This window comes from Arthrobacter sp. Bi83, from assembly GCF_918698095.1.
In the GTDB taxonomy this organism is placed as follows: domain Bacteria; phylum Actinomycetota; class Actinomycetes; order Actinomycetales; family Micrococcaceae; genus Arthrobacter.
The window spans coordinates 128,428-151,192 of the sequence record NZ_CAKKLY010000003.1 but is presented as its reverse complement, the minus strand read 5'-3'; the positions used below and the strand labels follow the sequence as shown (position 1 = coordinate 151,192).

The following is a 22,765-nucleotide window of genomic DNA, read 5'->3' as shown; positions in this document are numbered from 1 at the left end:
CGTCTGACTGGGCGGCGCTCGCCGCGGCTAGCAGTTCCGGGGGAAGAAGCAGCGGAATGCCGTCCTCGATGGCGTAGCGCAGCTTTTCGCCGCCCTCTGCCGCCGCCGTCGACACGAGTTCCTCGCCCTCCTGCGTCAGGGCCGAGCCTGTGACCGGGCACCGCAGGACGGACAACAGTTCGGGACTGATCTTTGGCATGGTTGATGCTCCCTGCTGGGCGAAGGCGCGCTGTGGCTGACGGATTTGCAGCTTCCAGCCTACCGCCAGTTGCGGTTCAGGACGGTTCGCGCAGTATGCGGAGGTGGCCGCGGCGCACGCCCTCCGCCCCGGCGGGCGCCTCGAGCGCGGAATGGGCGCCGCGCTGCCCCTGCGAGGTTCCGGAGGCAGCCGGCCGGGATGCCGCCTCACGCACGGCGTCGGCCAGGGCAAGCAGGTCGTCGGGCCCGGGCTGCGGCGGCTGGGACGGCATGGCAAGGCGCAGGACTTCCCAGCCCCGCGGAACGGTCAGTGAACCCGCGTGCTGCGCGCAGAGGTCGTAACAGTGCGGCTCGGCGTAGGTGGCAAGCGGTCCAAGGACCGCCGTGGAATCCGCGTATACGTACGTCAAAGTGGCCACCGCGGACTGGCGGCAGGCTGACCTGGAACATTGACGGATAGCACCCACGACATCACAGACTACTCCGGGTGCGGCGCGAATTCCGACATTGACGGCGGACGCGCCACGGCCGTGCCGCCCGGCGTGGATTATGTCGCGCAAATCATCCGGCGGGTTTAGAGTCGGTATATGCAGTCATCGCACCATGATTCGGGTTTTACGGTCCGGTTGGCTGACCCCGGGGCTCCCAAGGAAGCCGCCGGCCCGGCCGCCGGGCGGAGCTTTGCGCGGCGGAGGCGCAACCGCCATGGACGGGGACTTCGCGGCGAGCTGTTGCTGCCCACGCTTCCCGCCTACCGGACGCGCTCTGACCGGTTCGACGAACTCGTCATGGACTCCGCCCAGCGGCTCCACGACATCTGGGGAAAGACGCTCGACGGCGTGCGGTTTGCGGTCGACGAAATCCCGCCGAACCTGGAGCAGCTGGTGGCCGACGGTTCGCCCGCTCCGATGGGCTGCTACACGCCCGCCACGGAGGACGAAGGGCCGGTCATCACGCTGTACCGCCGGGTTGTCGAGCAGGGGTGCCCGGTCCGGGAGGAGCTGCAGGACCTGGTGCACGATGTCGTGGTGGAACACACCGCCGAAATGCTGGGTGTGGCGCCGGAAACCCTGGACCCCGTCTACCGGCGGCGCTACTGACCCTTAACGGCGCAGGCACGCGGCCCGGCCCCGTTCCGACTAGTATCCCAGCTTGACCGGCACCTTTTCCTGGCCCTCTGCACCTGGCGTTATGGCGACAGTGGCGACGTCGTTCCTGTCTTCCTGTTCGAGGAGCACGGTGCCGTAGGCTGCACCGCCGGCTGCCGAAACCACGTAGGCGACGACCGGCGACTTCCCAATCCGGTCCGGCACCGTCAGGGACGTGGTGGTTCCGCCGGCGATATCCGCGGTAGCCGCCGGACGGACTTTACCGTCGGCCGTAATGGGTGTGTAGGAGATGGTGGCGCGGTCTTCCAGCGCACCGAAGACCAGGAACCGCTCGCCGCCACCGGGAACCGGGACTATGTGCTGACTGCCGAGCCTGCCGGTTGACGGAGCCCACGCGAAATCCAACGTCTGGGCGGTCTTCAGCCCGCGGCTGACGCGCGCCGCGGCCGCGATGGCCACATCCGAACTCGCGGAGACCGTGTACTGCCCCGCCGGAACGCCGGCCAGCGGGACCTCAGTCACGGTGCCTGCCTTGGCGGTGACAACTCCGCCGCCAGGCAGCGCTTTCTGTCCGCCGCGGCCGAAGAGCTTGACTTCAACCACGGCGTCCACGGGTCCCGGCACCGTGATCTGCAGGGACGGTGCGGCGTCGCCGAAGCCACGGGACTTCGTGAGCGATTCCAGTCCGCCAGGATCCTGGATGTCGATTCCCGTCATGACCTGGAGGGATGAGGGTGCCGCACCCGGAGCTATGAAATCGACCCCGCCAGGCGTCAGCCCCCGCAACACACTCTGCTGGATGAAGGCGCTCACGGGGCCGCCGGTGCTGCGGGCGTGGATGCTCAGCCGCTCCTGGCCGGGAGCGAGGCCGGCGAGCACAATGGACCGCGTGGTTCCCGGTGCGACCAGGAGCCCGCGGCTGCCGGGAGCCTTGATCTGCCCGTCCTTGCCGTAGAGTTCCAGGCTGACCGTGGCCGGAGTCGTTGACGCGTTGGTGAGATGGAGGACGCTGCTGCGACCCACCGCCGTATTGGCGCCTGCCAGCCAAAGGTCATTCAGCGGCGCCTGGCACGCGGCGGCGGCCAGCCCCTGGAGATCGCCGTCCGTTGCCGAGTAGCTCATCACTCCGGCGGCAGCTGCCTGCCGGTTGCCCAGGGCGTCGGCGCTCAGGACACTGACGTCCTTCACGCTCCGCTGGGCGATGGTTCCGGCAAGCTGCGCCGAGGCTCCGGCGGGAGCCGTTGCGGAGCCGGGGTCTTTCGCGATCCGCACCAGCTCGGAGCCATCCAGTGCCGACAGTCTGCTGCCCGGGAGCAGTGCCCCCGCCGCACCGACAACCGCCGCGGATACACTGCTCCTTGCCGTAGCGGACTCGGGCCTGAACTGCGGGTCGGTACCCACAGGCGTCCCCTCGAGCAGCTTCGCCGGGCCGGGGCAAACGTCCTGGCTGCTTCCGGCCGGAACGGACGCCAGTGGAACTTCCAGCTGCCGGTTGCCTGCAGGCTGCGGCGCAAGCGAGGCTGCCGCCACCATGCCGCCCCCGGCCGCAACAATCGCTGCCGCCGACAGCAAGCCGGCCACCATTCCCCGGCGGGCGGGCCGGCCGCCCTTTTTCGCTTGTTTGGGACCGCCCTTTTTCGCTTGTTTGGGCCCGCCCTTTTTCGCTTGCTGGGGCCCGCCCTTCGCCGGTTTGGGTTCGCCCTTTTTCGCCGGCGCGGGCCTCTCCCCGGTTCGGGCTACGGAACCTTCTGTGAACTCAGGTGCAGGTGCCGGCGCTGCCGGTGTGCCGCCGTCGTTCTCTGTGTTAAGCATTCTGGTTTTCCTTACGCAGGGAGCCTTCGTCCCTGGACAGGCCGGTGTGGGGGCGCCGGGCCGGCATGGGCAGCGCCAGCAGGACGGTCAGGCCGATCACCCCGGCCTGGATGATACCCGCCCAGAGCGCCCAGGGGTTGTCGTAGCGGACCGTCACGTGACCGGCTTGCGGGGGCAGCGTAAAGGCCTGCGACCAGCCGGATGTTGTGGAGGTCAGTTTCCGCCCGTCGAGCCAGGCGGTCCAGCCGGGATCCGCGCGTTCGGCGAGGACCAGCAGCCTGCCTTCCGGCCCCTTCGGCACGGCCGTGTCCACGCCGGTCAGCCCGGACGGAAGAAGGTTGGTGGTGGCGCCCTTGCCGTCAACGACGCGCACGCGGTGTGCAACGTCGGCTGGCTGCAGGACGGCCTGGTTCAGCGGACTTACCCGCCACAGCCAGCCGGAGTCCGTCGGGCCCACAGCCACGAGGCCGGGAACGGCGTCCATGCGGCTCGCTGTCAGCTGGGCTGCGGTGTCGGCAGACCGCAGGACCACGAATCCCACACCGAGTTGTTCGAGTTCGGGCCGCGGATCCACTCCGTGGCCGGCAACCACTGTGGCCACGGTGGTGCGCAGCGCGGCGGTCACCTCGTCATCATCGCGGACCGATTCTTCGCCCGGGTTGCCCCGGATGTTGCGGGCCGACGCGATGGCGGACAGGCCATCGAGGGTGGTGCCTCCGCCCCGCATGAGCGAGGCGTCGTAGCTTTCGTCCTCGCCGATGCTGATCAGCAATGTACGTGTCTGCTCCGGCCCCTCGCCCCGGTCAATCGCCGTGGCCGGCAGCGTCCGCGGATCGGCAGCATCCACCCTCCGGGGAGTTCCCAGGCCGGGCGTCTCCGCCACGCCCGCGGCCGTGGCCGTGGCCGCAGGCTGGAGCACGTTCTGGGCTGTCCACGCGGCGAGTCCGGCCAGCGGTCCGGCCAGCAGGAGAACCATGGCCAGTGCGGTTGCGGAACGCGCCAGGACTGCGCGTCTTCCGCGGCCTTGAGCAGCCTGGCCGGCCGTGAAGCCCGCGGCTGGACTGGAATGCGCAGAGACGGAGAAGAGCCCTTCCCCGCCGATGAGCGCAGCGCCCAGGAAGGCGAACATGGCGGCCGAGACCGCCGGACCGGGGAACGGCGCCACGAGTGCCTCCGCGGTGGCGCCCGTGGCCACGTGGGCGGACAGCCAGCCGCCCGCCAGCACGATCAGGGCAGCCACCCACAGGGCGCGGGCAACGCGGGTGCGCCGGGACGGAATAACCAGTGCGGCCACGGCCAGCGCCAGCACGGGAGCCCCGACCAGGAGGGCGAGCAACAGGGCCCACGGCACGGGGCCATCCGCGAAAAGTCCAAGCCCTGACAGCCCGTCCGCTGCCTCAAAGCTCAGCGGCTGGCCAAGAACCTGCTGCCAGAGCGGAGCAGCATCGAAGCCCAGCGGAAGTCCGGGATCCGCAAGGAGGGCGCGGGGACGGTCCAGCGTGGACAGGGCAAAGGGTATGAAGAGCGCGGCGCTGGGCAGGAGAGCCCACCACAGGGTACGACCCCTCCCCCGCAGCAGGAAGCCCGCAAGGACAATGACGACGACGGCCGGCACCAGCAGGGACGGCGCCGCAGCGGTAACTACCGCCAGGGAAAGTCCGGCCGCTGCCGCCGCCGTCCACGACGGCGTCCCGTTGATGCCCGGCTTCAGCGGAGGCTTCTCCATGAAACGCCGGTCGGTTGGGGCGGGCAGGGAAAAGCGGCCGCGTCCAAGGGCCGTCCCCGTGGCTCGCAGCAGCGCGAGGACAAGCAGCGGCAGCATGAGGTGAGCGAGGAGGGCCCCGATGCGCCCCTGGTTCAGTGCAATCTGTAGGGCCGGGGCGCCTGCCCATACCAAGGCGGCCGCCAGCCGGAACCTGCGGAGTGAGGTCAGGGCGCCGGCGGCGAACCAGGCAGTGAGCCCGGACAGTGGCATGGCCAGCAGGAGCAGCCAGACGATGGCGCCGTTGGCGTTGCCGCCGCCCAGCACGCCCAAAACCCAGAGGACGTAGCCGAACGGGTCGCCGTGGCCGGGCAGCCCGGCCCCCAGCCCGATCCACCAGCCGGATGCCCGGTGCCAGATGTCTTCGAGCCGGGATGAAACCGGCAGCAGGGCGCCGCCGGCCACGGCGTCGGCCCGGAAGAGCCCTGCCAAACCTGCAAAGGACGCGGCGCTGGCGAGGATGACGGCGGCGAGGGCCCCGTTGCCTATCCAGCCCCGTTCGTTGGTGGAGAGTGCGGCGAAGTCGTCGGTCGAGTCGCCGGTGGGCTGCTCCGCCAGCGAATCGGCTACGTTTCCCTCAGCCTGTGCGTCGTCAGCGCCAAACGCCTCCATGAGGGAGCGCCGGTGGCTCCACACCTCGCGCCGTTCCGTCTGCAGTTTGTTCACCAGAGACCGCGGGACACGGCGCGTGCGTGCGGCATTCCGGCGGCCGCGGAAAACAGCTGCCGGACGGCCCAGCGCGGCGGCCGTGGCCACGAGCTGGGAGAAACCGTGCCCTGGGTCCTTGACCGCGATACTGAAGACCAGTTTGAAGATGCTGCCGAGGAGTGCGGCCACCGCATGCACGGGAACCAGCCACAGCGGGGCGTGCTTGAGCCGGAGATGAACCTGCGCCCGGCGCGCAGCCGAGGCATTGCCCAGAGCGTGGGGGCGGTGCGACACGTGGAACATTTTCGCGCTCGGAACCACTACCACCCGGTGACCGGCAAGGCGGTTACGCCAGCAGAAGTCGACGTCGTCGCCGGTACCGGGCAGGGCGGGATCAAACCCCTTCAGGAGCTCCCAGACGTCGCGCCGGACCAGCATGCCGGCAGAGTTGACGGCGAAAGTGTCAGAACGGCCGTCGTATTGGCCCTGGTCGAGCTCATCGGCCTCGATCAGGGTGAGGCGTTCGGCCCAACGGCTCGTGGAAAGGCCGACGTCGATCAGCCTGCGTTTTGCGTCCCAGTCCAGCTGCTTACAGCCGGCCACGGTGACTGACGGCGCACGCTCCACGGCGTGGAGCAGCTCGGCCAGCGCCTCGGGGGCGGGTGCGGCGTCGTCGTGCAGCAGCCAGATCCATTCTGAGGCCGCATCCGGGGCTTCCGCGTTCCACGGCGCCAGGGCGGCCAGCCCGGCCGTGACGGCGACGCCCATTCCCGTCTTGCCCGCACTGATGCCGGTGACGTTGGGGGCGCCGAGCGCCCGTTCAAGGAGGGCAGCCGAATTGTCCTGCGAACCGGTATCAACGCCGATGGCCAGATCTGCCGGCCGGGTCTGACCTGCCAGTGCCGCCAGGGTCCTGGGGAGATAGGCACTGCCGTTGTGGGCAACCACAACGGCAGTGACGTGTACTTCCTGAAGAATTAGACTGCCCGCTTCCTCAGCCGACGGCGCTCACGCTCGGAGAGGCCTCCCCAAATACCGAAACGCTCATCATTCGCCAAAGCGTATTCAAGGCACTGCGACCGCACGTTGCAGGCGCCGCAAACCTTCTTCGCGTCCCTCGTGGAGCCGCCCTTCTCCGGAAAAAACGCTTCAGGATCAGTCTGCGCGCACAGCGCATCCGTCTGCCAGCCGAGCTCGCCTTCGTCGTCGAAGTCCTGCTGAAGGGGCAGACCGATCCACACGGGCTGTGCGAGCGTGCCGGCGCCGGGGTTCCGGAGCTCCATGGGCGGATCGTTGAGATCCTCATCCTGCTCCGGGCTTCCACCCAGCAGCGCCTCGTGCGCCGCAAGGAAGGCGGTGGCCTGGTCCTGCAGGGACGAGGCGGTGTCCAGGTTATACCGCTCGGCGGCGTCCGGATCAGCCGGATCTACGTACCAATCGCTTGGCACGCCGCGTGAACGGTATTTTGCCGTGGCCTGGCCGGCCACAACGGCATCTTCATGGATACGCTCTTGCCCCATGGCGTCCCCTCCTGAATTGTGCAGCCTGCCGGACACTCAGGGCACTAGGTTTGTGTGCCCGAGACTTCGCGGTGGCTTTCGATAACTAATTACACGCGTGTAACTAAGGGGAGTCAAGCCGCGAGGAATAATAATCAACTCCGGACCCGATCAGGTGCCGCGCCACGCCCGGGAATTTTTTCCGCAGTCCATGGCCGACACGCCTGAAATTTGACAGCAAGCTTACTACCTGGCATAAAATCTGCGCAATTCCGCGGAAAACGGGAGATGAATACGGGTTAACGCAAATGACGTTAGAAAGTCTTATGTGTCGCAGATCATAGATCGCCTTGAACCTGACGTCTTCGGTGGTGCCCGGAAAGCACCGGGCACCCGGTGGACACGGGCGACGTGCGTGGCAAGATGAAGCCATGAATATCCCGGCCACTGATCTGATGACGGCCCTGCGCTCGGGCCACTCAACGTCACCCCGCCTGACCTGGTACGGCCCGGACGCGGAACGCGTGGAACTCTCCGGCCGCGTTCTGGATAACTGGGTGGCCAAGACGAGCAACCTGCTGCAGGACGACCTCGACGCCGAACCCGGCATGCGTCTCCGGCTGGACCTCCCGGCGCACTGGAAATCCATCATCTGGGCCCTCGCCGCTTGGCAGCTGGGGATGGAGGTCGTTCTGGACGACAACGGCGCGGACCTGCTCGCAACTGACGATCCGGCACAGGCCGGAGAAGGGTTCGACGCCGTGGTTGCTGTGCCGCTTCCCGCCCTGGCAATGAGGTGGCCCGGTGATTTGCCCTCCGGTGTGATCGACTACGCGGCGGAGGTCCGGTCGCACGGTGACGTCTTCATGGCGCACAACGACCCCGATCCGGGGCATCCGGCAGTCCGGAGCTCGAGCGGGGCGGCCGTGCGCCACGCGGAACTACTGGACAGTTTCGCGGCCGGCCACGAGTCCGGCACCAGACTGCTCGTCCGCGCAAGCGACGGGCTGGAGGCGGCCCTGGCCAACGCGCTCGGTGCATGGAAGAACGACGGTTCAGTGGTGCTGGTGCACGGGGACGTGGAACTCACTGACAAACTGCTCGCCGCGGAACGGGTCCACGGGGACTGAGGGAAAAGCGCCGGCCGTCTGGTCCGGCGCCGTCTAATCCCCCGCTGCTTAATCCTGCCGGGCGGAGACTTCCGGATCCTCTGCCGCCGGCTCGGGCTGCCCCGCAGCCGGATGGTTGGCATGGTGGTGGCCTTCGATGAGCTCGTGGTCGTGCGAGAACTCCGGCTCCTGGTCCAGCTCCTGGTTGAACACAAGGAACCTGTAGGCGAAGAACCGGACCACTGTTGCCACCAGGATTCCGACCACACCGGCCGCGAACAGCATGTTCTTGTCGGTGACACCCATCGAATACTTGGCCAAGGCAGTAAAGCCGGTGGAGATGCCGATGCCGATGCCGTTAATGAGGATGAACATCAGGAATTCCCGGAGGACATTGGCCTGGCGGCGGTGGCGGAAAGTCCACAGGCGGTTGGCAATCCAGGAAAAGATTGTGGCAACGGTGGCACCCACGAACCGGGCTTTGGCCTCGCTGTCCGTCATGGGACCGTGCATCAGGTAGAAGGTCAGGCCGTTGTCAATGACGAACGCCACACCGCCGACGGCACCGAATTTCGCCACCTCGCGCCAGAAAAGCGAGGCTAGTCCCCGGATGCGCTCTGCAAGTGTGTTAATCATGACCCTCCGTGGCCGTATGAATAGTGGGGCCGATGGGCCAAAGTCCCATTTTAGCCCGGATTGCTGGGAGCGGCCCCAACCAGGCTGCAGCCAGCGGCTCCCCCTTGCCCTGTCCCGCCGTAGAATTTCGGGACTTTCCCGGGCTTCACTGCCATGAAAGCCGGTAACCCCGTTCCTTTTCTGTAGGCTGAGACTTGTGACTTTTCCAGTAATCGGCGTGGTTGGCGGCGGCCAGCTTGCGCGCATGATGGCCCCCGCCGCCACAGCATTAGGCTTCGAACTCCGCGTCCTCGCCGAAGGTGAAGACGTCTCCGCAGTATCGGCCGTGCCCAACGCGCCCGTCGGCGACTACAAGGATCTGGCTGCCCTGCTGGAGTTCTCCGAGGGCCTTGACGTCATGACCTTCGACCACGAGCACGTGCCGGCTGACCACCTGCACGCCCTCATTGCGGCGGGAGTGAACGTCCAGCCCGGCCCGGACGCACTGATCAATGCCCAGGACAAGCTTGTGATGCGCGGCGCCATCGACCGCCTCGAACTGCCGAACCCGGCATGGGCGTCCGTGGACAACGTGGACGCCCTGGTCCGCTTCGGCGACGAGACCGGGTGGCCCGTGGTGCTCAAGACGCCCCGGGGCGGCTATGACGGCAAGGGCGTGCGGATCGTCGGATCGCCCCAAGAGGCTGCGGACAGCGCCGACTGGTTCGAGGCCATGAGCCCTCTGCTGGCGGAAGCCAAGGTGGAGTTCAGCCGTGAGCTCTCTGCGCTTGTGGCGCGCACGCCGGACGGCGCATCCCGGGCCTGGCCCGTGGTCCACACCATCCAGGTTGACGGCGTGTGCGACGAAGTGATCGCTCCGGCGCAGGGCATCCCCCTCGAGGTCGCCGCGGCCGCCGAAGATGCGGCCTTGCGGATCGCCAATGAACTGGGCGTCACCGGCGTCATGGCCGTGGAGCTCTTCGAAACACCGGGGTCCGGGGCCGGGTTCCTCATCAACGAACTTGCCATGCGCCCGCACAACACCGGCCACTGGACGCAGGACGGCTCCGTCACGAGCCAGTTTGAGCAGCACCTCCGCGCAGTCCTGAACCTGCCGCTGGGAGCCACCGACATGCTCGGCACGGTCGTGGTGATGAAGAACTTCCTGGGCGGCGAGAACCAGGACCTGTTTTCCGCCTATCCAGTAGCGCTGGCCGCGGAACCCGCCGCGAAAGTCCACTGCTACGGGAAATCGGTGCGGCCAGGCCGGAAAATCGGCCACGTCAATCTCGTGGGCGCCTCCGTGGCGGATGTGCAGTCCCTGAGGCAACGGGCCACCACCGTGGCAAACATCATCCGTGACGGCAGGCTGCCTGCCGACGCGGGACCAGGCAACACCGAGGAGAACGCATGAGCCCCGAACCCGCCGCCACGCCCGGAACGGACAGCCCGTCCCCACTGGTCGGCCTCGTCATGGGGTCGGATTCGGACTGGCCCGTCATGGAGGCCGCCGCCGACGCCCTTGCGGAGTTCGGCATCGCCTTCGAGGCCGACGTCGTCTCGGCCCACCGCATGCCCACCGAGATGATCCGGTACGGCCAGACGGCGCATGAGCGCGGTCTTCGCGTCATCATTGCAGGAGCCGGCGGCGCCGCCCACCTTCCGGGGATGCTCGCCTCGGTCACGCCGCTACCCGTCATCGGGGTTCCGGTCCCGCTCAAGACCCTGGACGGCATGGATTCGCTGCTGTCCATCGTGCAGATGCCGGCGGGCGTACCGGTCGCCACCGTCTCCATCGCCGGTGCCCGGAACGCGGGCCTGCTCGCCGTGCGGATGCTGGCCTCGGGAACGGACGATCTCGCCGTCCGCCTCCGCACCGATCTTCTGGACTTCGCACAGGAACTCAATGACGTGGCCAGCCGGAAAGGCGCCAACCTCCGGCAGAAGGTCAATGAAGTCTTCTCCGAAGGAAACGTGGTTCTCCGGGGCAGCCGTTAAGGAACTCTCATGTCCAACACTGATCTGCCATCCCAGGGGCTCCTGACGGACCCCGTCCGGCATCCGGCGAGCGCGCCTGCGCCCGTCCGTACCAAGCGCGCCTTTCTGCTGATCCTCCTCACCCTGTTCGTTCCGGGGAGCGCCCAGATCGCCGCCGGGGACCGCAAGCTGGGCCGCATTGCCCTGCGGGTCACGCTGACTGTGTGGGCACTGGTCATCCTCGCCCTGGTGTTGCTGTTCACCAACCGGACACTGCTCATCAACATTGTCACCAATCCCGTGGCATCCCTGCTGATCGTCCTGGTCCTGACCGCCCTGGCGGTGGGCTGGGCGGTGCTGTTCATCAACACCCTGCGGCTGATCCGGCCCGTGCTGTTGCGGCCGCGCATGAGGCCCGTGGTCGGCGTCGCGCTGGCTCTCGCAATGGTTGCCAGCAGCGGCTCCCTCGGCTACGCGGCGTACCTGCTCAACGTCAGCCGCAACGCCATCGGCAGCATTTTCAACGCCAACGGCCCGGCCATCGACCCCGTGGACGGCCGCTACAACTTCCTGATGATGGGCGGCGACGCGGGCGCGGACCGCACGGGCCGTCGCCCCGACAGCCTGTCTGTCCTCAGCGTTGATGCCACGACCGGCAAGACGGCCATCATCTCGGTCCCCCGCAACCTGCAGAACGCCCGGTTCAGCGAGGGCTCCCCCATGCTGAAGATCTACCCCGAGGGCTACAACTGCGGCGATGAATGCCTTATCAACGCCATCAATACCGAGGTCACCAACAAGTACAAGGATCTTTATCCGGACGTTGCCGACCCTGGTGCCCAGGCCACCTTGGAAGCGGTATCGGGGACCCTTGGCATCACCGTTCAGGCCTACGTGCTCGTGGACATGGACGGCTTCGCGAAACTCATTGATGCGATGGGCGGAATCAGGATCAAGGCCGGCGGCTGGGTGCCGATCAGCGGCGACATGATCGATGAGGCCAACGGCATCCACGGCATGCCGCTGGGTTGGATTCCGGCCGGCGACCAGAAGCTGGATGGCTTCCATGCGCTGTGGTACGGGCGATCCCGGGAGTTCGTCGACGACTACGCGCGGATCCAGCGGCAGCAGTGCGTCCAGCAGGCCATGCTCAAACAGCTGGATCCTGCGACCCTCCTCTCGAAGTTCGAGGACATCGCCAACGCCGGAACCAAGGTGGTGGAATCCAACATTTCCTCAAGCCAGCTGGGCAGTTTTGTGGATCTTGCCATGAAAGCCAAAGGCAAGGACGTTAGCCGCCTCACCATTGGGCCGCCGGACTTTGCCGCATCCTTCTCCACCGTGCCAGACTTTGACGTTATCCATCAGCGGGTCAAGAAGCTGCTCAGCGACCAGAGCTCAGAGCCGTCACCTGCCGCGGCGCCCGACGACGCGCTGCAGCTGCAATACGCAGTTGGCGGCAGCGGGCTGACGGCAGCCGGACCGGCCGTACCGGTCACCAAACCGTCGCCGTCGTCGCCGTCGTCGTCGGACTTCACTCCGGTGACCACCACGCCGGAAGGTGAGCCCATCACCGAAAAGATGCTGAACCAGCTCAAGCGCGAGGGAAACGAGCAGGCTATCCGCGATCTCGTGGCCACCAACGGCCAATGCGCACCCTTGTGACAAACACCTGCTTCAAGAAAGAAGGACACCCGGCTGTGTACGAAATCGATAACGTCCTCAGGCCTTACGCCTGGGGATCTACGACGGCGATCGCCGGCCTGCTGGGCAGGCCGGAGTCGGGCGGCCCGGAAGCGGAGCTGTGGATCGGCGCGCACCCGGACTCACCTTCCCTGGCCAGCAGGCCCGACGGCACGGCCGTGGCCCTGAATGAACTTATCGCCGAGGACCCCGCTCATTTCCTGGGCGACGCCTCGGTGGCGGAATTCGGGCCCCGGCTCCCGTTCCTCGCCAAGGTGCTCGCCGCAGCAAAGCCCCTTTCGTTGCAGGTCCACCCCAGCCTTGCGCAGGCCAGAGCCGGTTTTGCCCGCGAGAATGCCGACGGCGTCCCCGCCGGCGCGGCCAACCGGAATTACAGGGATGACAACCACAAACCGGAGATGATCTTCGCGCTGACGCCGTTCGACGCGCTGTGCGGATTCCGCGAGCCGGCCAAGTCCCGGGACGTTTTCCTTCACCTGGCGGGGTGCTTGGAGCTCTCCGGATCAGGCGTTCCGGAAATCCTGACCGAGGTCATCGATGACCTGTCGCAGCCCGAGGAGCGTGCGGCGCTCCGGTCGGCGTTCGAGCGGCTGATCGCGGGCGGTGATGGCGTCACGGAGGCGACCTTAAGGGTCGTCGCGGCGCTGACCTCCGGCGCGCCCATGGCGCCGTACCAGCCGGAACTGTCCACGGTGCTGAGCCTGAACAGCGAATACCCGGGCGATCCCGGCGTGCTGATTTCCCTGCTGCTCAACCGGCTCTCGCTGGAGCCTGGCGAGGCCGTGTACCTCCCCGCCGGCAATGTGCATGCCTACCTCCACGGCCTGGGTGTGGAGGTCATGGCCTCCTCGGACAACGTGCTGCGCGGGGGCCTGACGCCGAAGTTCGTCGATGTACCGGAGCTGCTGAAGACCATCGCGTTCGAGTCGGTGGGTGTGCCCATGCTCCGCGCCGAAGTCTCAGAACTCGGCCAGGAGCTGTACCAGCCGCCCTTCCGGGAATTCCAGCTCCAAAGGATCGAGCTGCTCCCGGACGGAAGCCCGGTGCCACTGGCGCAATCGGGGGCCGCGGTGATCATCGTCACTGCCGGCTCCGTCTATCTGGACTCGCCGAAGGGCGACCTTCGGCTGAACCGCGGCGCGAGTGCCTTCCTTCCGGCAGCCCACGCCCCTGTCAACGTCCACCCCGTTTCGGGCGCCGCGGACACCGCCGTGGCCTTCGCCGTGACCACGTCGATGAAAGCCTGACCGCCGTGGAATACTTCCTGCAGAGCCAGGCGTGGGCCGACTTCCAGCGGTCCCTCGGCCGTACGGTTCACCGGCGGTCCGGCGAGGGCTGGAGCTTCCTGGCCGTTGAGGAGAAAAACCCGTCCGGGAAAGTGCTGTATGCGCCCTATGGTCCCGTGGCTGAGTCCGTCGACGCGTTTGACGCCGCGCTGGCTGAGCTCGTGGACGTGGCGAAATCCTGCGGTGCCGTTTTCGTCCGGATCGAGCCGGTGACGGCTGGCCTGGAACCGGGGACCGCCGCAGGTGCACTGAAGAGCCGCGGGCTGCAGCCTGCGCCCGTCAACCAGCAGCCCGAGCTGAGCTGGATCGTGGATCTGGACAGGGACTTCAAGGACGTGCTGGCCGATATGAAGCCCGTCAACCGGAACCTCTACCGGAACATCCACAAGAAGGGTGTGACGTTCCACGCCTCGCAGGATCCCGACGACATCCGCATCCTGCTGAACTTCCTGCACATGACGGCCAGGCGCAATGGCTTCAAACCGCAAAGCGACGAGTACCTGACCCGGGTCGCGGCGTCGCTGATGCCTGCCGGGGCGGCCACCCTGTTCGTCGCCGAATTGCACGGCGGCCCCATTGCGGCGGCGCTGGCCTATGATTCCGCAGACACGCGCACCTACGCCCACGCTGCCATGGACGACACCCACCGCAAGCTCAGCGCCGGCATTCCGCTCCTGGTCACGCTGATGGCCGATGCCAAGGACAAGGGCCTCAAGCACGTGGACCTCTGGGGCGTGGCGCCGGCTGACCAGCCGGATCACAAGTGGGCCGGCTTCACCGCCTTCAAGAAGTCCTTCGGGGGCCGGGAAATCGCCTACCCGGGAACGTGGGACCTGCCCGTCAACAAGCCCCGCTACGCGGCTTACCAGGTGGCCCGCAAGCTCCGCGAAAGACTCCGCAAAACCCTCGCGCGGACGAACACTTAGGCTTCGCGCCGTCAGCGCGAACGAACACGTGAGGCCCCGAATCCGGTCGGATTCGGGGCCCCACGTGTTCGTTCGCGCTATGGAGTCGGTGGACTAGCTCTTGCGGGCGTAGCCTTCCCACTTGCTGGCCTGGTGCTCGCCGTCCACGAAGCGGATCGTGCCGGACTTGGAGCGCATGACGATCGACTGCGTCAGGACCTTGTCTTTGGAGTAGCGCACACCCTTGAGGAGGTCGCCGTCGGTGATGCCCGTGGCAGCGAAGTAGCAGTTGTCGCTGGAGACGAGGTCGTTCGTGGACAGCACCCGCTCAAGGTCGTGGCCGGCGTCGATGGCCTTCTGCTTTTCGTCGTCGCTGGTGGGCCACAGCCTGCCCTGGATGACGCCGCCGAGCGATTTGATGGCGCAGGCGGCAACAATGCCTTCCGGCGTTCCGCCGATGCCCATGAGCGCGTCAACGCCGGTTCCGGAACGGGCAGCTGCGATGGCGCCGGCGACGTCGCCGTCCATGATGAATTTGGTGCGCGCGCCGGCCTCGCGGATTTCCTCCACCAGCGGACGGTGGCGGTCACGGTCGAGGATCATGACGTTGAGCTGGTTGACCTTGACGCCCTTGGCCTTGGCGATCAGGTGCAGGTTCTGCTTGACGGGTAAACGCAGATCCACCATGTCGGCGGCCTCGGGACCGGTGACGAGCTTCTCCATGTAGAACACGGCGGAGGGATCGAACATGGAGCCGCGTTCGGCGACGGCCAGGACGGCCAGTGCATTGTTGATGCCGAGGGCGGTCAGCCGCGTACCGTCGATGGGGTCGACGGCGACGTCGCACTCTGGGCCTGTGCCGTCCCCAACCCGCTCACCGTTGAAAAGCATGGGAGCTTCGTCTTTTTCGCCCTCACCGATGACCACAACGCCGTTGAAGTGGACGGTCTGGAGGAAGGAACGCATGGCGTCGACGGCCGCGCCGTCTGCCTTGTTCTTGTCGCCGAATCCAACCCAGTGGCCGCCGGCGATCGCGGCGGCTTCGGTGACGCGGACAAGCTCAAGTGCGAGGTTGCGGTCCGGCTCGTCGATCCCGACGGCGAGCGACGGGGAAAGCGTGGAATACTTCTGGGTCATTGACGCTGGTGACACGTGAACCTCTTCTTCGAGTGGCGATCATTGGACCCGCAGTGCCGAAGGAGGCTTCTGCGGTGATTCCTCTGCTACTGATCATAGTCGGGCTATGCGTCCCAGGTCATGGGATGACCACCACGCGAAACACGTGTTACTCCTCACCGCCGGGCACGGGGAATGTGAGTTCGGCGCCCGCATGGGCGACTATAGAGGGGTGAGTGAAACGCAGGACCAGTCCGCCCCCACCAGCCCGGCAGCCGGCCACGGCTCTTCCCCGGCTCCGGCTACCCAGGCGGTCAAGCCGGTAATCCCCGCCGCCGCGGCCAAGCGGGCCAATGCGTCCGTCATCGGAATGATTGTCGCGCTGGTGGTCAGCATCGCCGCCTTCCTGCCGATCGTCCTCATGAACCCGTCACCCAAGACTGACGGCTACCGCCCCAACATCGATGTGAGCGCGGTCGCCACACACGCGGTGGATGTGGCGGGATTCACACCCGTCGCCCCAGAAACGGGCGACACATTCAAGCCAAATTACGCCCGCTGGGAAGCCGGCACCGGAACAGGCGTCCCCACCTGGGAGGTTGGATACCTCACCCCGAAAGAAGCGTTCATCGGGCTGGTCCAGACGCGGAAGGCCAACCCGACCTGGCTCCTGCAGCAGACGAAGAATGCCCCAGTGACCGGAAACCGGAATGCCGGCGGGCAGGAATGGGAACTGCGGGACACCGGCAAGGGTGAGCGGAGTATGGTGCTGAACCACCGGGGGACCACCGTTGTCCTCAGTGGGAGTGCGCAACTGGACGAGTTTTCGGTACTGGCCGCCGCCGTCGTAAAGTCCCTCGACAGTAACCCGGTTGTCACAGTTTCACCGTCACCGAGCCCCAAGCCGTAAGGTAGGGGCCGTGGCAACCTACCTGACTCCCGCCCTGGCCTGGCGCCGTCTGCGCGAAGGCAACGAGCGCTTTGTTAACGGTGAATCCTCGCACCCTAACCAGGACGCCTCGCGGCGGTCCTCCCTGGTGGAAAACCAGCACCCCTTCGCGGTGATCTTCGGGTGCTCCGATTCCCGGCTCGCGGCAGAAATCATCTTCGATCTGGGCCTCGGCGACGCCTTCGTGGTGCGCACCGCCGGCGAGGTCATTGATGACGCCGTGCTCGGATCGCTTGAATACAGCATCAGCGTGCTGAGCGTGCCCTTGATCGTGGTGCTGGGCCATGACAGCTGCGGCGCGGTCAGTGCCACGAAGTCGGCCGTGGAAACCGGCCAGATGCCCGTGGGCTTCATGCGGGACCTCGTCGAGCGCATCACGCCGTCCGTCCTGACGTCCCTGCGCAATGGCGAAACCGAGGTCAACGACATGGTGGTGGAACACGTCAAGCAGACCTCGCAGCGGCTCGTGGACAGCTCCCGTGTGATTTCCGACGCAATCGAAACGGGGCGGGCGGCGGTCATCGGCCTCTCTTACAGCCTCGCGGAGGGCCGCGCGGACCTTGTTTCCGGAATCGGCGAGCTCTAAAACCCCGCCGGGAGCGCCCGGTCAGCAGGCCCGTAGCAAGCAGTTCACGGTTTTCGGTGCGGCCCCTGATCGCCCTAAGCTAGCCCCATGACTTCCACTGAAGAGTTCCGCATTGAACATGACACGATGGGCGAAGTCCGCGTCCCCGTGAACGCCCTGTACCGCGCGCAGACGCAACGTGCAGTCGAGAACTTCCCGATCTCCGGCAAAACCCTTGAACGTGCCCACATCGAGGCTCTGGCGCGGGTAAAGAAGGCCGCTGCCCAGGCCAACGCAGAACTGGGCGTGCTCGACGGCGAGCTGGCCAAGGCGATCGCCGAAGCTGCCGATGAGGTGGCCGCGGGCAAGTACGACGGCGACTTCCCCATCGACGTTTTCCAGACCGGCTCCGGCACGTCCTCGAACATGAACACCAACGAGGTTATTGCCGAGCTTGCCTCCAGGGCCCTCAAGGCTGCCGGCAGCGACAAGGTGGTCCACCCCAACGACCACGTCAACGCCTCGCAGTCCTCCAACGACGTGTTCCCCACGTCGGTGCACGTGGCCGCCACCTCGGCCCTGATCAACGACCTCATTCCCGCCCTCGGCTACCTCGCCGAGTCGCTGGAGCGCAAGGCCGTGGAGTTCAAGGACGTGGTCAAGTCCGGCCGCACGCACCTCATGGATGCCACTCCGGTCACCTTGGGCCAGGAATTCGGCGGCTACGCCGCACAGGTCCGTTACGGCATCGAGCGCATCAATGCCTCCCTCCCCCGGGTTGCCGAAGTCCCGCTCGGCGGCACCGCCGTGGGCACTGGCATCAACACGCCGGCTGGCTTCCCGGAGCGCGTCATTGAACTGCTCGCCACCGACACCGGCCTGCCGCTGACCGAGGCCCGCGACCACTTCGAGGCACAGGCCAACCGTGACGGCCTCATCGAAGCCTCCAGCCAGCTGCGCAACATTGCCATCTCCTTCATGAAGATCAACAATGACCTGCGCTGGATGGGCTCCGGCCCCAACACCGGACTCGGCGAAATCGCCATTCCGGACCTCCAGCCGGGTTCGTCGATCATGCCGGGCAAGGTCAATCCCGTCATCTGTGAAGCCTCCATCATGGTGTGCGCGCAGGTGATCGGAAACGACACGGCCATCGCCTGGTCGGGAACGAACGGCGCCTTCGAACTGAACGTGGGCATCCCCGTCATGGCCGCGAACCTGCTCGAATCTGTCCGCCTTCTGGCCAACACCAGCCGCGTCATGGCCGACAAGATGATCGACGGCATTACCGCCAACGTCGACCGGGCCCGCTTCCTCGCCGAGGCATCGCCGTCCATCGTTACTCCGCTGAACAAGTACATCGGCTACGAGAACGCAGCGAAGATCGCCAAGAAGGCCGTCGCCGAGGGACTGACCATCCGCGAGACCGTTGTAGCCATGGGCTTCCTGGAGCGTGGCGAGCTGACGGAAGAGCAGCTCGACACCGCCCTGGACGTCATGTCCATGACCCGCCCGCCGCACAAGGCATAGTCTCCGCTACCAGAACCACGCATCCGACGCCGGCCGGTGCCTTCCAGTGGAAGGTGCCGGCCGGCGTCGTTCTCCCCCGGCCCCCGCGCAGTCCGGCTATGCGGCTGCCCCCGGCCCTCCTGCCGCCCGCCGCTCCTCCGGAGTGTAGGCCGCCGCGGCAGCTGCCTGCTCCAGCGTGGCTCCGGAGACCCGTGCTTCCCGCAGCCTGCGCGTCTTGGCAGACTGGACGCTGAAGGCGGCGTCCACATTTCCAGCTGCATAGGTCAGCGCGTCCTCGGCCCTGATCCCCAGGCCCTGGGCCGTCAGAACGGCATCCTGGTTCGCGCCGAGGTAGGTAAACTGCCATCCCCACTGCATCTGCTGCCGTTCCACAAGGCCCTTGACCATGGCTCCGTTCGCTTCCCGGGAGGCGTTCTCATGGCCGTCGGTCAGGACAGCCACCAGCACAGTCCCCGGACGCTCGTGTGCCGGCATTGCCGCAAGCTCCGCCCCGGCTTCACCGATCAGGCGCACCATGGCATCGTGCAGGGCAGTGGATCCCCTGGGCTGAAGAACAAGCGGCGGGACATCCTGGATATCCACAGATTCGTACACCCGCTCGTAGGTGTCGTCGAACTGGGCGAGGGACAGCCGGCACCGGCCTGAGCACGTAAACGTGTGTAAGCCCTGTGTCTGTCATGCTTCCCCATTTCCGGCCCCGGTCCCGCCGGTGCCACCTGGTGCCAGCGATAGTGCTGGGCAGGAACAGGCTAGGTACGGCCACCGACAATATCGCAAAAGTTGCACTCTAGATGAAGTAGTGCAAAAATTTACTATGTGACCAAGAGTGCAATTATTGAGGGCGGCCTTCGCGAGCGGAAGCGCGCGGCAACCCGGGCGGCGATTACCGCCGTCGCGCGTTCCCTGACTGCGGAACGCGGCCTGAACGGCTACACCGTGGAGGACGTCTGCGAACAGGCGGGCATCTCCCGGCGCACGTTCTTCAACTACTTCCCCACCAAGGAAGACTCGATCCTGGGGCATGTTGACGATGAACACCCCGAGGAATTCTTCGAAGACTTCATCCGGGGCGGTAGCACGTCCCCCGCGGGAGAGATCTCGGCCAGCCTGCTTCAGGATCTTGCGGAGTTGTCGCTGCACCTGTCTGAAAGGATGAGCGCCTCCGAAGAAGAGACCCGGCAGCTGATCGGCGTCATCAAGAAAGAACCCCAGCTGATGCTGAAAATCATCGGCGCCACCGAGGAACGGGAGGCCCATTTCGCCCGCGTCGTCGCCGCCAGGGAAGGCGTAGCCCCGGACCATCCGGTGGTCAGGATGGCTGTTGTGGTGATGGGCAGCATCGCCAGGCACGCCAGCATGACCTATTTCTCCGAGGGCAACACCCGCCCCTACCGGGACCTCCTGCTCGAAAATCTCGAGGGTGCGAGGCTACTGCTGTCCCAGCCATTTTCCCGCCCCGCATCCCCGTCCGCGGACACCCCATCACCCTCCACAGAAGGAAGCAAATGAGCACCGCCGTCATACCCAAGGCAGCAGCCGAACCGCTGCTCCTGACCCAGAAGCGCATCTGGATCATCTTCTCCGCGCTCATCGCCGGCATGCTGCTCTCCAGCCTGGACCAGACCATCGTGTCCACCGCCATGCCCACCATCGTTGGTAAACTCGGCGGCGTAGAGCACCAGGCCTGGATCACCACCGCGTACCTGCTCGCCACCACCATCGTGATGCCCATCTATGGCAAGTTTGGTGACGTCCTGGGCCGCCGGAACCTGTTCCTCGTGGCCATCGCGCTGTTCACGCTCGCCTCGGTCGGCTGCGCATTCGCCACCGATTTCTGGGGCTTCGTGGTGTTCCGTGCCGTCCAGGGCCTCGGCGGCGGCGGCCTGATGATCCTCTCGCAGGCCATCATCGCCGACATCGTCCCGGCCAAGGAACGCGGCAAGTACATGGGCCCGCTGGGCGCCATCTTCGGTCTCTCAGCCGTTGCCGGGCCCCTCCTGGGCGGTTACTTCGTGGACCACCTCACGTGGGAATGGGCTTTCTACATCAACATCCCCGTCGGCATCGCCGCGTTCACCATCGCCTGGTTCACCCTGACCCTGCCGAACAAGAAGGCCGCAAAGCGGATCGACATACTGGGCGTCCTGCTGCTCTCCGCAGCCACGACCTGCCTGATCTTCTTCACCGACTTCGGCGGCAAGAAGGACGAAGGCTGGGATTCGCCCCTCACGTGGGCGTTCGGTGCCGGCCTGGTTGTGGCTGCTGCCGCGTTCGTCATGGTGGAACGCCGCGCCGAGGACCCCATTATCCCGATGAGCCTGTTCAGGAACCGGATCTTCGTCAACTCGACGGCCATCGGCTTTACGCTGGGCCTGGGCATGTTCGCCGCCATCGCGTTCGTGCCCACGTTCCTGCAAATGTCCTCAGGGACCTCGGCCGCCGAGTCCGGGCTGCTGATGCTTCCGATGATGGTGGGCCTCATGGGCATGGCCATCTATTCGGGGATCCGGATCTCCAAGACCGGCAGGTACAAGATGTTCCCCATCCTGGGAGCTGTCCTGACCATGGGTGCCATGCTCTGGCTGACGACCCTGACGGCAGACACCCCGATCTGGGTCATCTGCGTCCAGCTGTTCGTGTTCGGCGCCGGCCTGGGCTCCATCATGCAGGTCATCGTCCTGGTGGTCCAGAACTCCGTCCCGGCGGACCAGATCGGAACCGCCACCAGCACCAACAACTACTTCCGCGAAGTGGGCGCGTCCCTGGGCGTGGCCGTGTTCGGTTCCATCTTCACGTCCCGGTTGTCTGAGTCCCTTGGCAAGGCCTTCACCGGTGCCGGCGCCTCAGCCGAGCAGGCCACGCAGTCCACCCGGACGCTGGACCCGCAGGCCCTCAGCCAGCTCCCGGAGCAGCTCCGGGACGCCATCGTGAACGCCTACGCCGATTCGCTGGCACCGGTGTTCTGGTACCTGCTGCCGTTCCTGGGCATCGCGCTGATCCTGGCACTGACCCTGAAGCAGATCCCGCTCTCGGACACGGCCGGCATGGTGGCCCGCGGCGAAGCTGTGGGCGGCGAGGAGGCCGAGCGGCTGGAAGCTGCGCGGCTGGAGACTGCACGGCACGGTGCCGGTGGAGCCGCCGTCGTCGGCATCGCGGCATCCGCGGAGGCGCTGGACGCTCCCGCTGACAGTGAGCCGGCCGGCAACGCCAAGAACGACGACGGCGAGCTGGCCGGCCAGCGCAGCCGACCCTCCGCCGGGCAATAGTCCGGGGGAAGTTGCGGGGTCGTCGCAGTCTTTTGGGGTTGCGGCGGCCCTGCCTTTTAGTCCCGCTTGTCGCGAGGAGGGGGTGCTCAAATGTGCGTTCCCTCCCAGGGGCTGCTCAAGCCGGCAGCAGCACCATTGCGGCGGCCGCTCCTCCGAGCATGAAGGGCCCGAACGGAATGGCCGACTTGAGCGTTCCGCGCCGCGACGCCAGCAGGCCGATGCTCCACAAACCCCCGAGCAGGAAGGCGGCGAAGGTGCCGGCGAAAATGTGCGGCCAGCCCAGATACCCCAGGTACATGCCCAGCACCCCCGCCAGCTTAACGTCACCGAATCCCATCCCCGGCGGATACACCAGCCGCAGGACAAAGTAGAACAGCCACAGCACCGCTCCCCCGGCCAGGATCCGGAGCGCAGGCACGCCGAACAGCTGCGCGGCGGCGGCCGGAACGCTCCCGCTGCCCTGAGCCGACACGGCCAGACTGATCACGGCCCCGAGCAGGAGCGCGCCCGCCACCGCATACGACGGGAAGACGATCCGGTTCGGCAAAAGATGGTGGCGGACATCGATCACCGTGAGCCGGGCGGCCATCACAGCGAAATAAGCGCACGCGGCCAGGACCAGCCAGAAGGCCGGCGGTGCTGCTTCCCAGAGTTCGCCAAGTCGTTGGATCACTCTCGGATGCTACTGGATTTGCCCGGTCCGCCGCTGGACCCG

General features: G+C 66.5%; 21 protein-coding genes. 12 read left to right on the top strand and 9 right to left on the bottom strand.

The annotated features are described in order from the left end of the window. Nucleotides 1-199 (bottom strand): hypothetical protein (locus LQ144_RS03580; protein ID WP_230117181.1); only part of this gene is annotated, 199 nt, incomplete at its 3' end. A 76-nt stretch (nt 200-275) separates the two neighbouring features. Continuing rightward, nucleotides 276-665 carry a DUF3499 domain-containing protein gene (locus tag LQ144_RS03575; protein WP_253073894.1) on the bottom strand — a complete coding sequence of 130 codons (390 nt, stop codon included), beginning with the start codon at nt 663-665 and terminating at the stop codon, nt 276-278. Nucleotides 666-785: 120 nt separating this feature from the next. On the opposite strand from LQ144_RS03575, the gene LQ144_RS03570 reads away from it, so the two are divergent. Further along, nucleotides 786-1,298, top strand: coding sequence for a metallopeptidase family protein (locus LQ144_RS03570; protein ID WP_230117180.1), 513 nt, complete (start codon nt 786-788; stop codon nt 1,296-1,298). Between the two features lie 39 nt (nt 1,299-1,337). Here LQ144_RS03570 and LQ144_RS03565 read toward each other — a convergent pair whose 3' ends face one another. The 3 genes from LQ144_RS03565 to LQ144_RS03555 are packed head-to-tail and all read right to left on the bottom strand — an operon-like array spanning nt 1,338 to nt 7,049. After that, nucleotides 1,338-3,119: a DUF5719 family protein gene (locus LQ144_RS03565; RefSeq protein WP_230117179.1), complete on the bottom strand. Its 1,782-nt coding sequence runs from the start codon at nt 3,117-3,119 to the stop codon at nt 1,338-1,340. Beyond that, on the bottom strand, nt 3,112-6,507 hold the full coding sequence (locus tag LQ144_RS03560; protein ID WP_290369704.1) for a glycosyltransferase family 2 protein: 3,396 nt from the start codon (nt 6,505-6,507) through the stop codon (nt 3,112-3,114). The genes LQ144_RS03565 and LQ144_RS03560 overlap by 8 nt, the downstream gene beginning before the upstream one ends. Further along, entirely contained in the window at nt 6,507-7,049 is a 543-nt protein-coding gene (locus LQ144_RS03555; RefSeq protein WP_230117177.1) for a WhiB family transcriptional regulator, read from the bottom strand. The genes LQ144_RS03560 and LQ144_RS03555 overlap by 1 nt, the downstream gene beginning before the upstream one ends. Before the next feature lie 410 nt (nt 7,050-7,459). On the opposite strand from LQ144_RS03555, the gene LQ144_RS03550 reads away from it, so the two are divergent. After that, nucleotides 7,460-8,158 carry a TIGR03089 family protein gene (locus tag LQ144_RS03550; RefSeq protein ID WP_230117176.1) on the top strand — a complete coding sequence of 233 codons (699 nt, stop codon included), beginning with the start codon at nt 7,460-7,462 and terminating at the stop codon, nt 8,156-8,158. Nucleotides 8,159-8,206: 48 nt separating this feature from the next. Here LQ144_RS03550 and LQ144_RS03545 read toward each other — a convergent pair whose 3' ends face one another. Further along, entirely contained in the window at nt 8,207-8,773 is a 567-nt protein-coding gene (locus LQ144_RS03545; protein WP_230117175.1) for a GtrA family protein, read from the bottom strand. Nucleotides 8,774-9,017: 244 nt separating this feature from the next. Here LQ144_RS03545 and LQ144_RS03540 point away from each other — a divergent pair, with 244 nt between their 5' ends. From LQ144_RS03540 to LQ144_RS03520, 5 genes are read left to right on the top strand one after another with little or no spacing between them, the layout of a single operon-like run. Further along, entirely contained in the window at nt 9,018-10,166 is a 1,149-nt protein-coding gene (locus LQ144_RS03540; RefSeq protein WP_230117194.1) for a 5-(carboxyamino)imidazole ribonucleotide synthase, read from the top strand. Continuing rightward, the gene (gene purE / locus LQ144_RS03535) at nt 10,163-10,750 is read left to right on the top strand and encodes a 5-(carboxyamino)imidazole ribonucleotide mutase (RefSeq protein WP_230117174.1); all 588 of its coding nucleotides are present in this window, start codon (nt 10,163-10,165) and stop codon (nt 10,748-10,750) included. Before LQ144_RS03540 ends, purE begins: the two co-directional genes overlap by 4 nt. 9 nt (nt 10,751-10,759) lie before the next feature. Beyond that, nucleotides 10,760-12,394, top strand: a complete 1,635-nt coding sequence (locus tag LQ144_RS03530; protein ID WP_230117173.1) for an LCP family protein — start codon at nt 10,760-10,762, stop codon at nt 12,392-12,394. Nucleotides 12,395-12,429: 35 nt separating this feature from the next. Then, a complete protein-coding gene (manA, locus tag LQ144_RS03525; RefSeq protein ID WP_230117172.1) occupies nt 12,430-13,680 on the top strand; it encodes a mannose-6-phosphate isomerase, class I in 1,251 nt (416 codons plus the stop codon). 5 nt (nt 13,681-13,685) lie between these two features. Beyond that, nucleotides 13,686-14,645, top strand: coding sequence for a peptidoglycan bridge formation glycyltransferase FemA/FemB family protein (locus tag LQ144_RS03520; RefSeq protein ID WP_230117171.1), 960 nt, complete (start codon nt 13,686-13,688; stop codon nt 14,643-14,645). Nucleotides 14,646-14,738: 93 nt separating this feature from the next. Here LQ144_RS03520 and glpX read toward each other — a convergent pair whose 3' ends face one another. Then, nucleotides 14,739-15,761, bottom strand: a complete 1,023-nt coding sequence (gene glpX, locus LQ144_RS03515; protein ID WP_230117193.1) for a class II fructose-bisphosphatase — start codon at nt 15,759-15,761, stop codon at nt 14,739-14,741. 193 nt (nt 15,762-15,954) lie between these two features. Between glpX and LQ144_RS03510 the strand changes: the two genes are divergently transcribed. From LQ144_RS03510 to LQ144_RS03500, 3 genes are all read left to right on the top strand, one after another. Next, nucleotides 15,955-16,650 (top strand): DUF4245 domain-containing protein, encoded by a 696-nt coding sequence (locus tag LQ144_RS03510; RefSeq protein WP_230117192.1) that lies wholly within the window; start codon nt 15,955-15,957, stop codon nt 16,648-16,650. Nucleotides 16,651-16,660: 10 nt separating this feature from the next. After that, on the top strand, nt 16,661-17,275 hold the full coding sequence (locus LQ144_RS03505; RefSeq protein ID WP_230117170.1) for a carbonic anhydrase: 615 nt from the start codon (nt 16,661-16,663) through the stop codon (nt 17,273-17,275). Nucleotides 17,276-17,362: 87 nt separating this feature from the next. After that, entirely contained in the window at nt 17,363-18,784 is a 1,422-nt protein-coding gene (locus LQ144_RS03500; protein WP_230117169.1) for a class II fumarate hydratase, read from the top strand. Between the two features lie 96 nt (nt 18,785-18,880). On the opposite strand, the gene LQ144_RS03495 is transcribed toward LQ144_RS03500, so the two are convergent. Next, nucleotides 18,881-19,366: a VWA domain-containing protein gene (locus LQ144_RS03495; RefSeq protein ID WP_230117168.1), complete on the bottom strand. Its 486-nt coding sequence runs from the start codon at nt 19,364-19,366 to the stop codon at nt 18,881-18,883. Nucleotides 19,367-19,600: 234 nt separating this feature from the next. Here LQ144_RS03495 and LQ144_RS03490 point away from each other — a divergent pair, with 234 nt between their 5' ends. Beyond that, complete coding sequence (locus tag LQ144_RS03490) at nt 19,601-20,293, top strand: TetR/AcrR family transcriptional regulator (protein ID WP_230117167.1); 693 nt, start codon at nt 19,601-19,603, stop codon at nt 20,291-20,293. Then, the gene (locus tag LQ144_RS03485) at nt 20,290-22,050 is read left to right on the top strand and encodes an MDR family MFS transporter (protein WP_230117166.1); all 1,761 of its coding nucleotides are present in this window, start codon (nt 20,290-20,292) and stop codon (nt 22,048-22,050) included. Before LQ144_RS03490 ends, LQ144_RS03485 begins: the two co-directional genes overlap by 4 nt. Before the next feature lie 115 nt (nt 22,051-22,165). On the opposite strand, the gene LQ144_RS03480 is transcribed toward LQ144_RS03485, so the two are convergent. Further along, nucleotides 22,166-22,723, bottom strand: a complete 558-nt coding sequence (locus LQ144_RS03480; protein WP_230117165.1) for an A24 family peptidase — start codon at nt 22,721-22,723, stop codon at nt 22,166-22,168. Nucleotides 22,724-22,765: the final 42 nt, after the last annotated feature.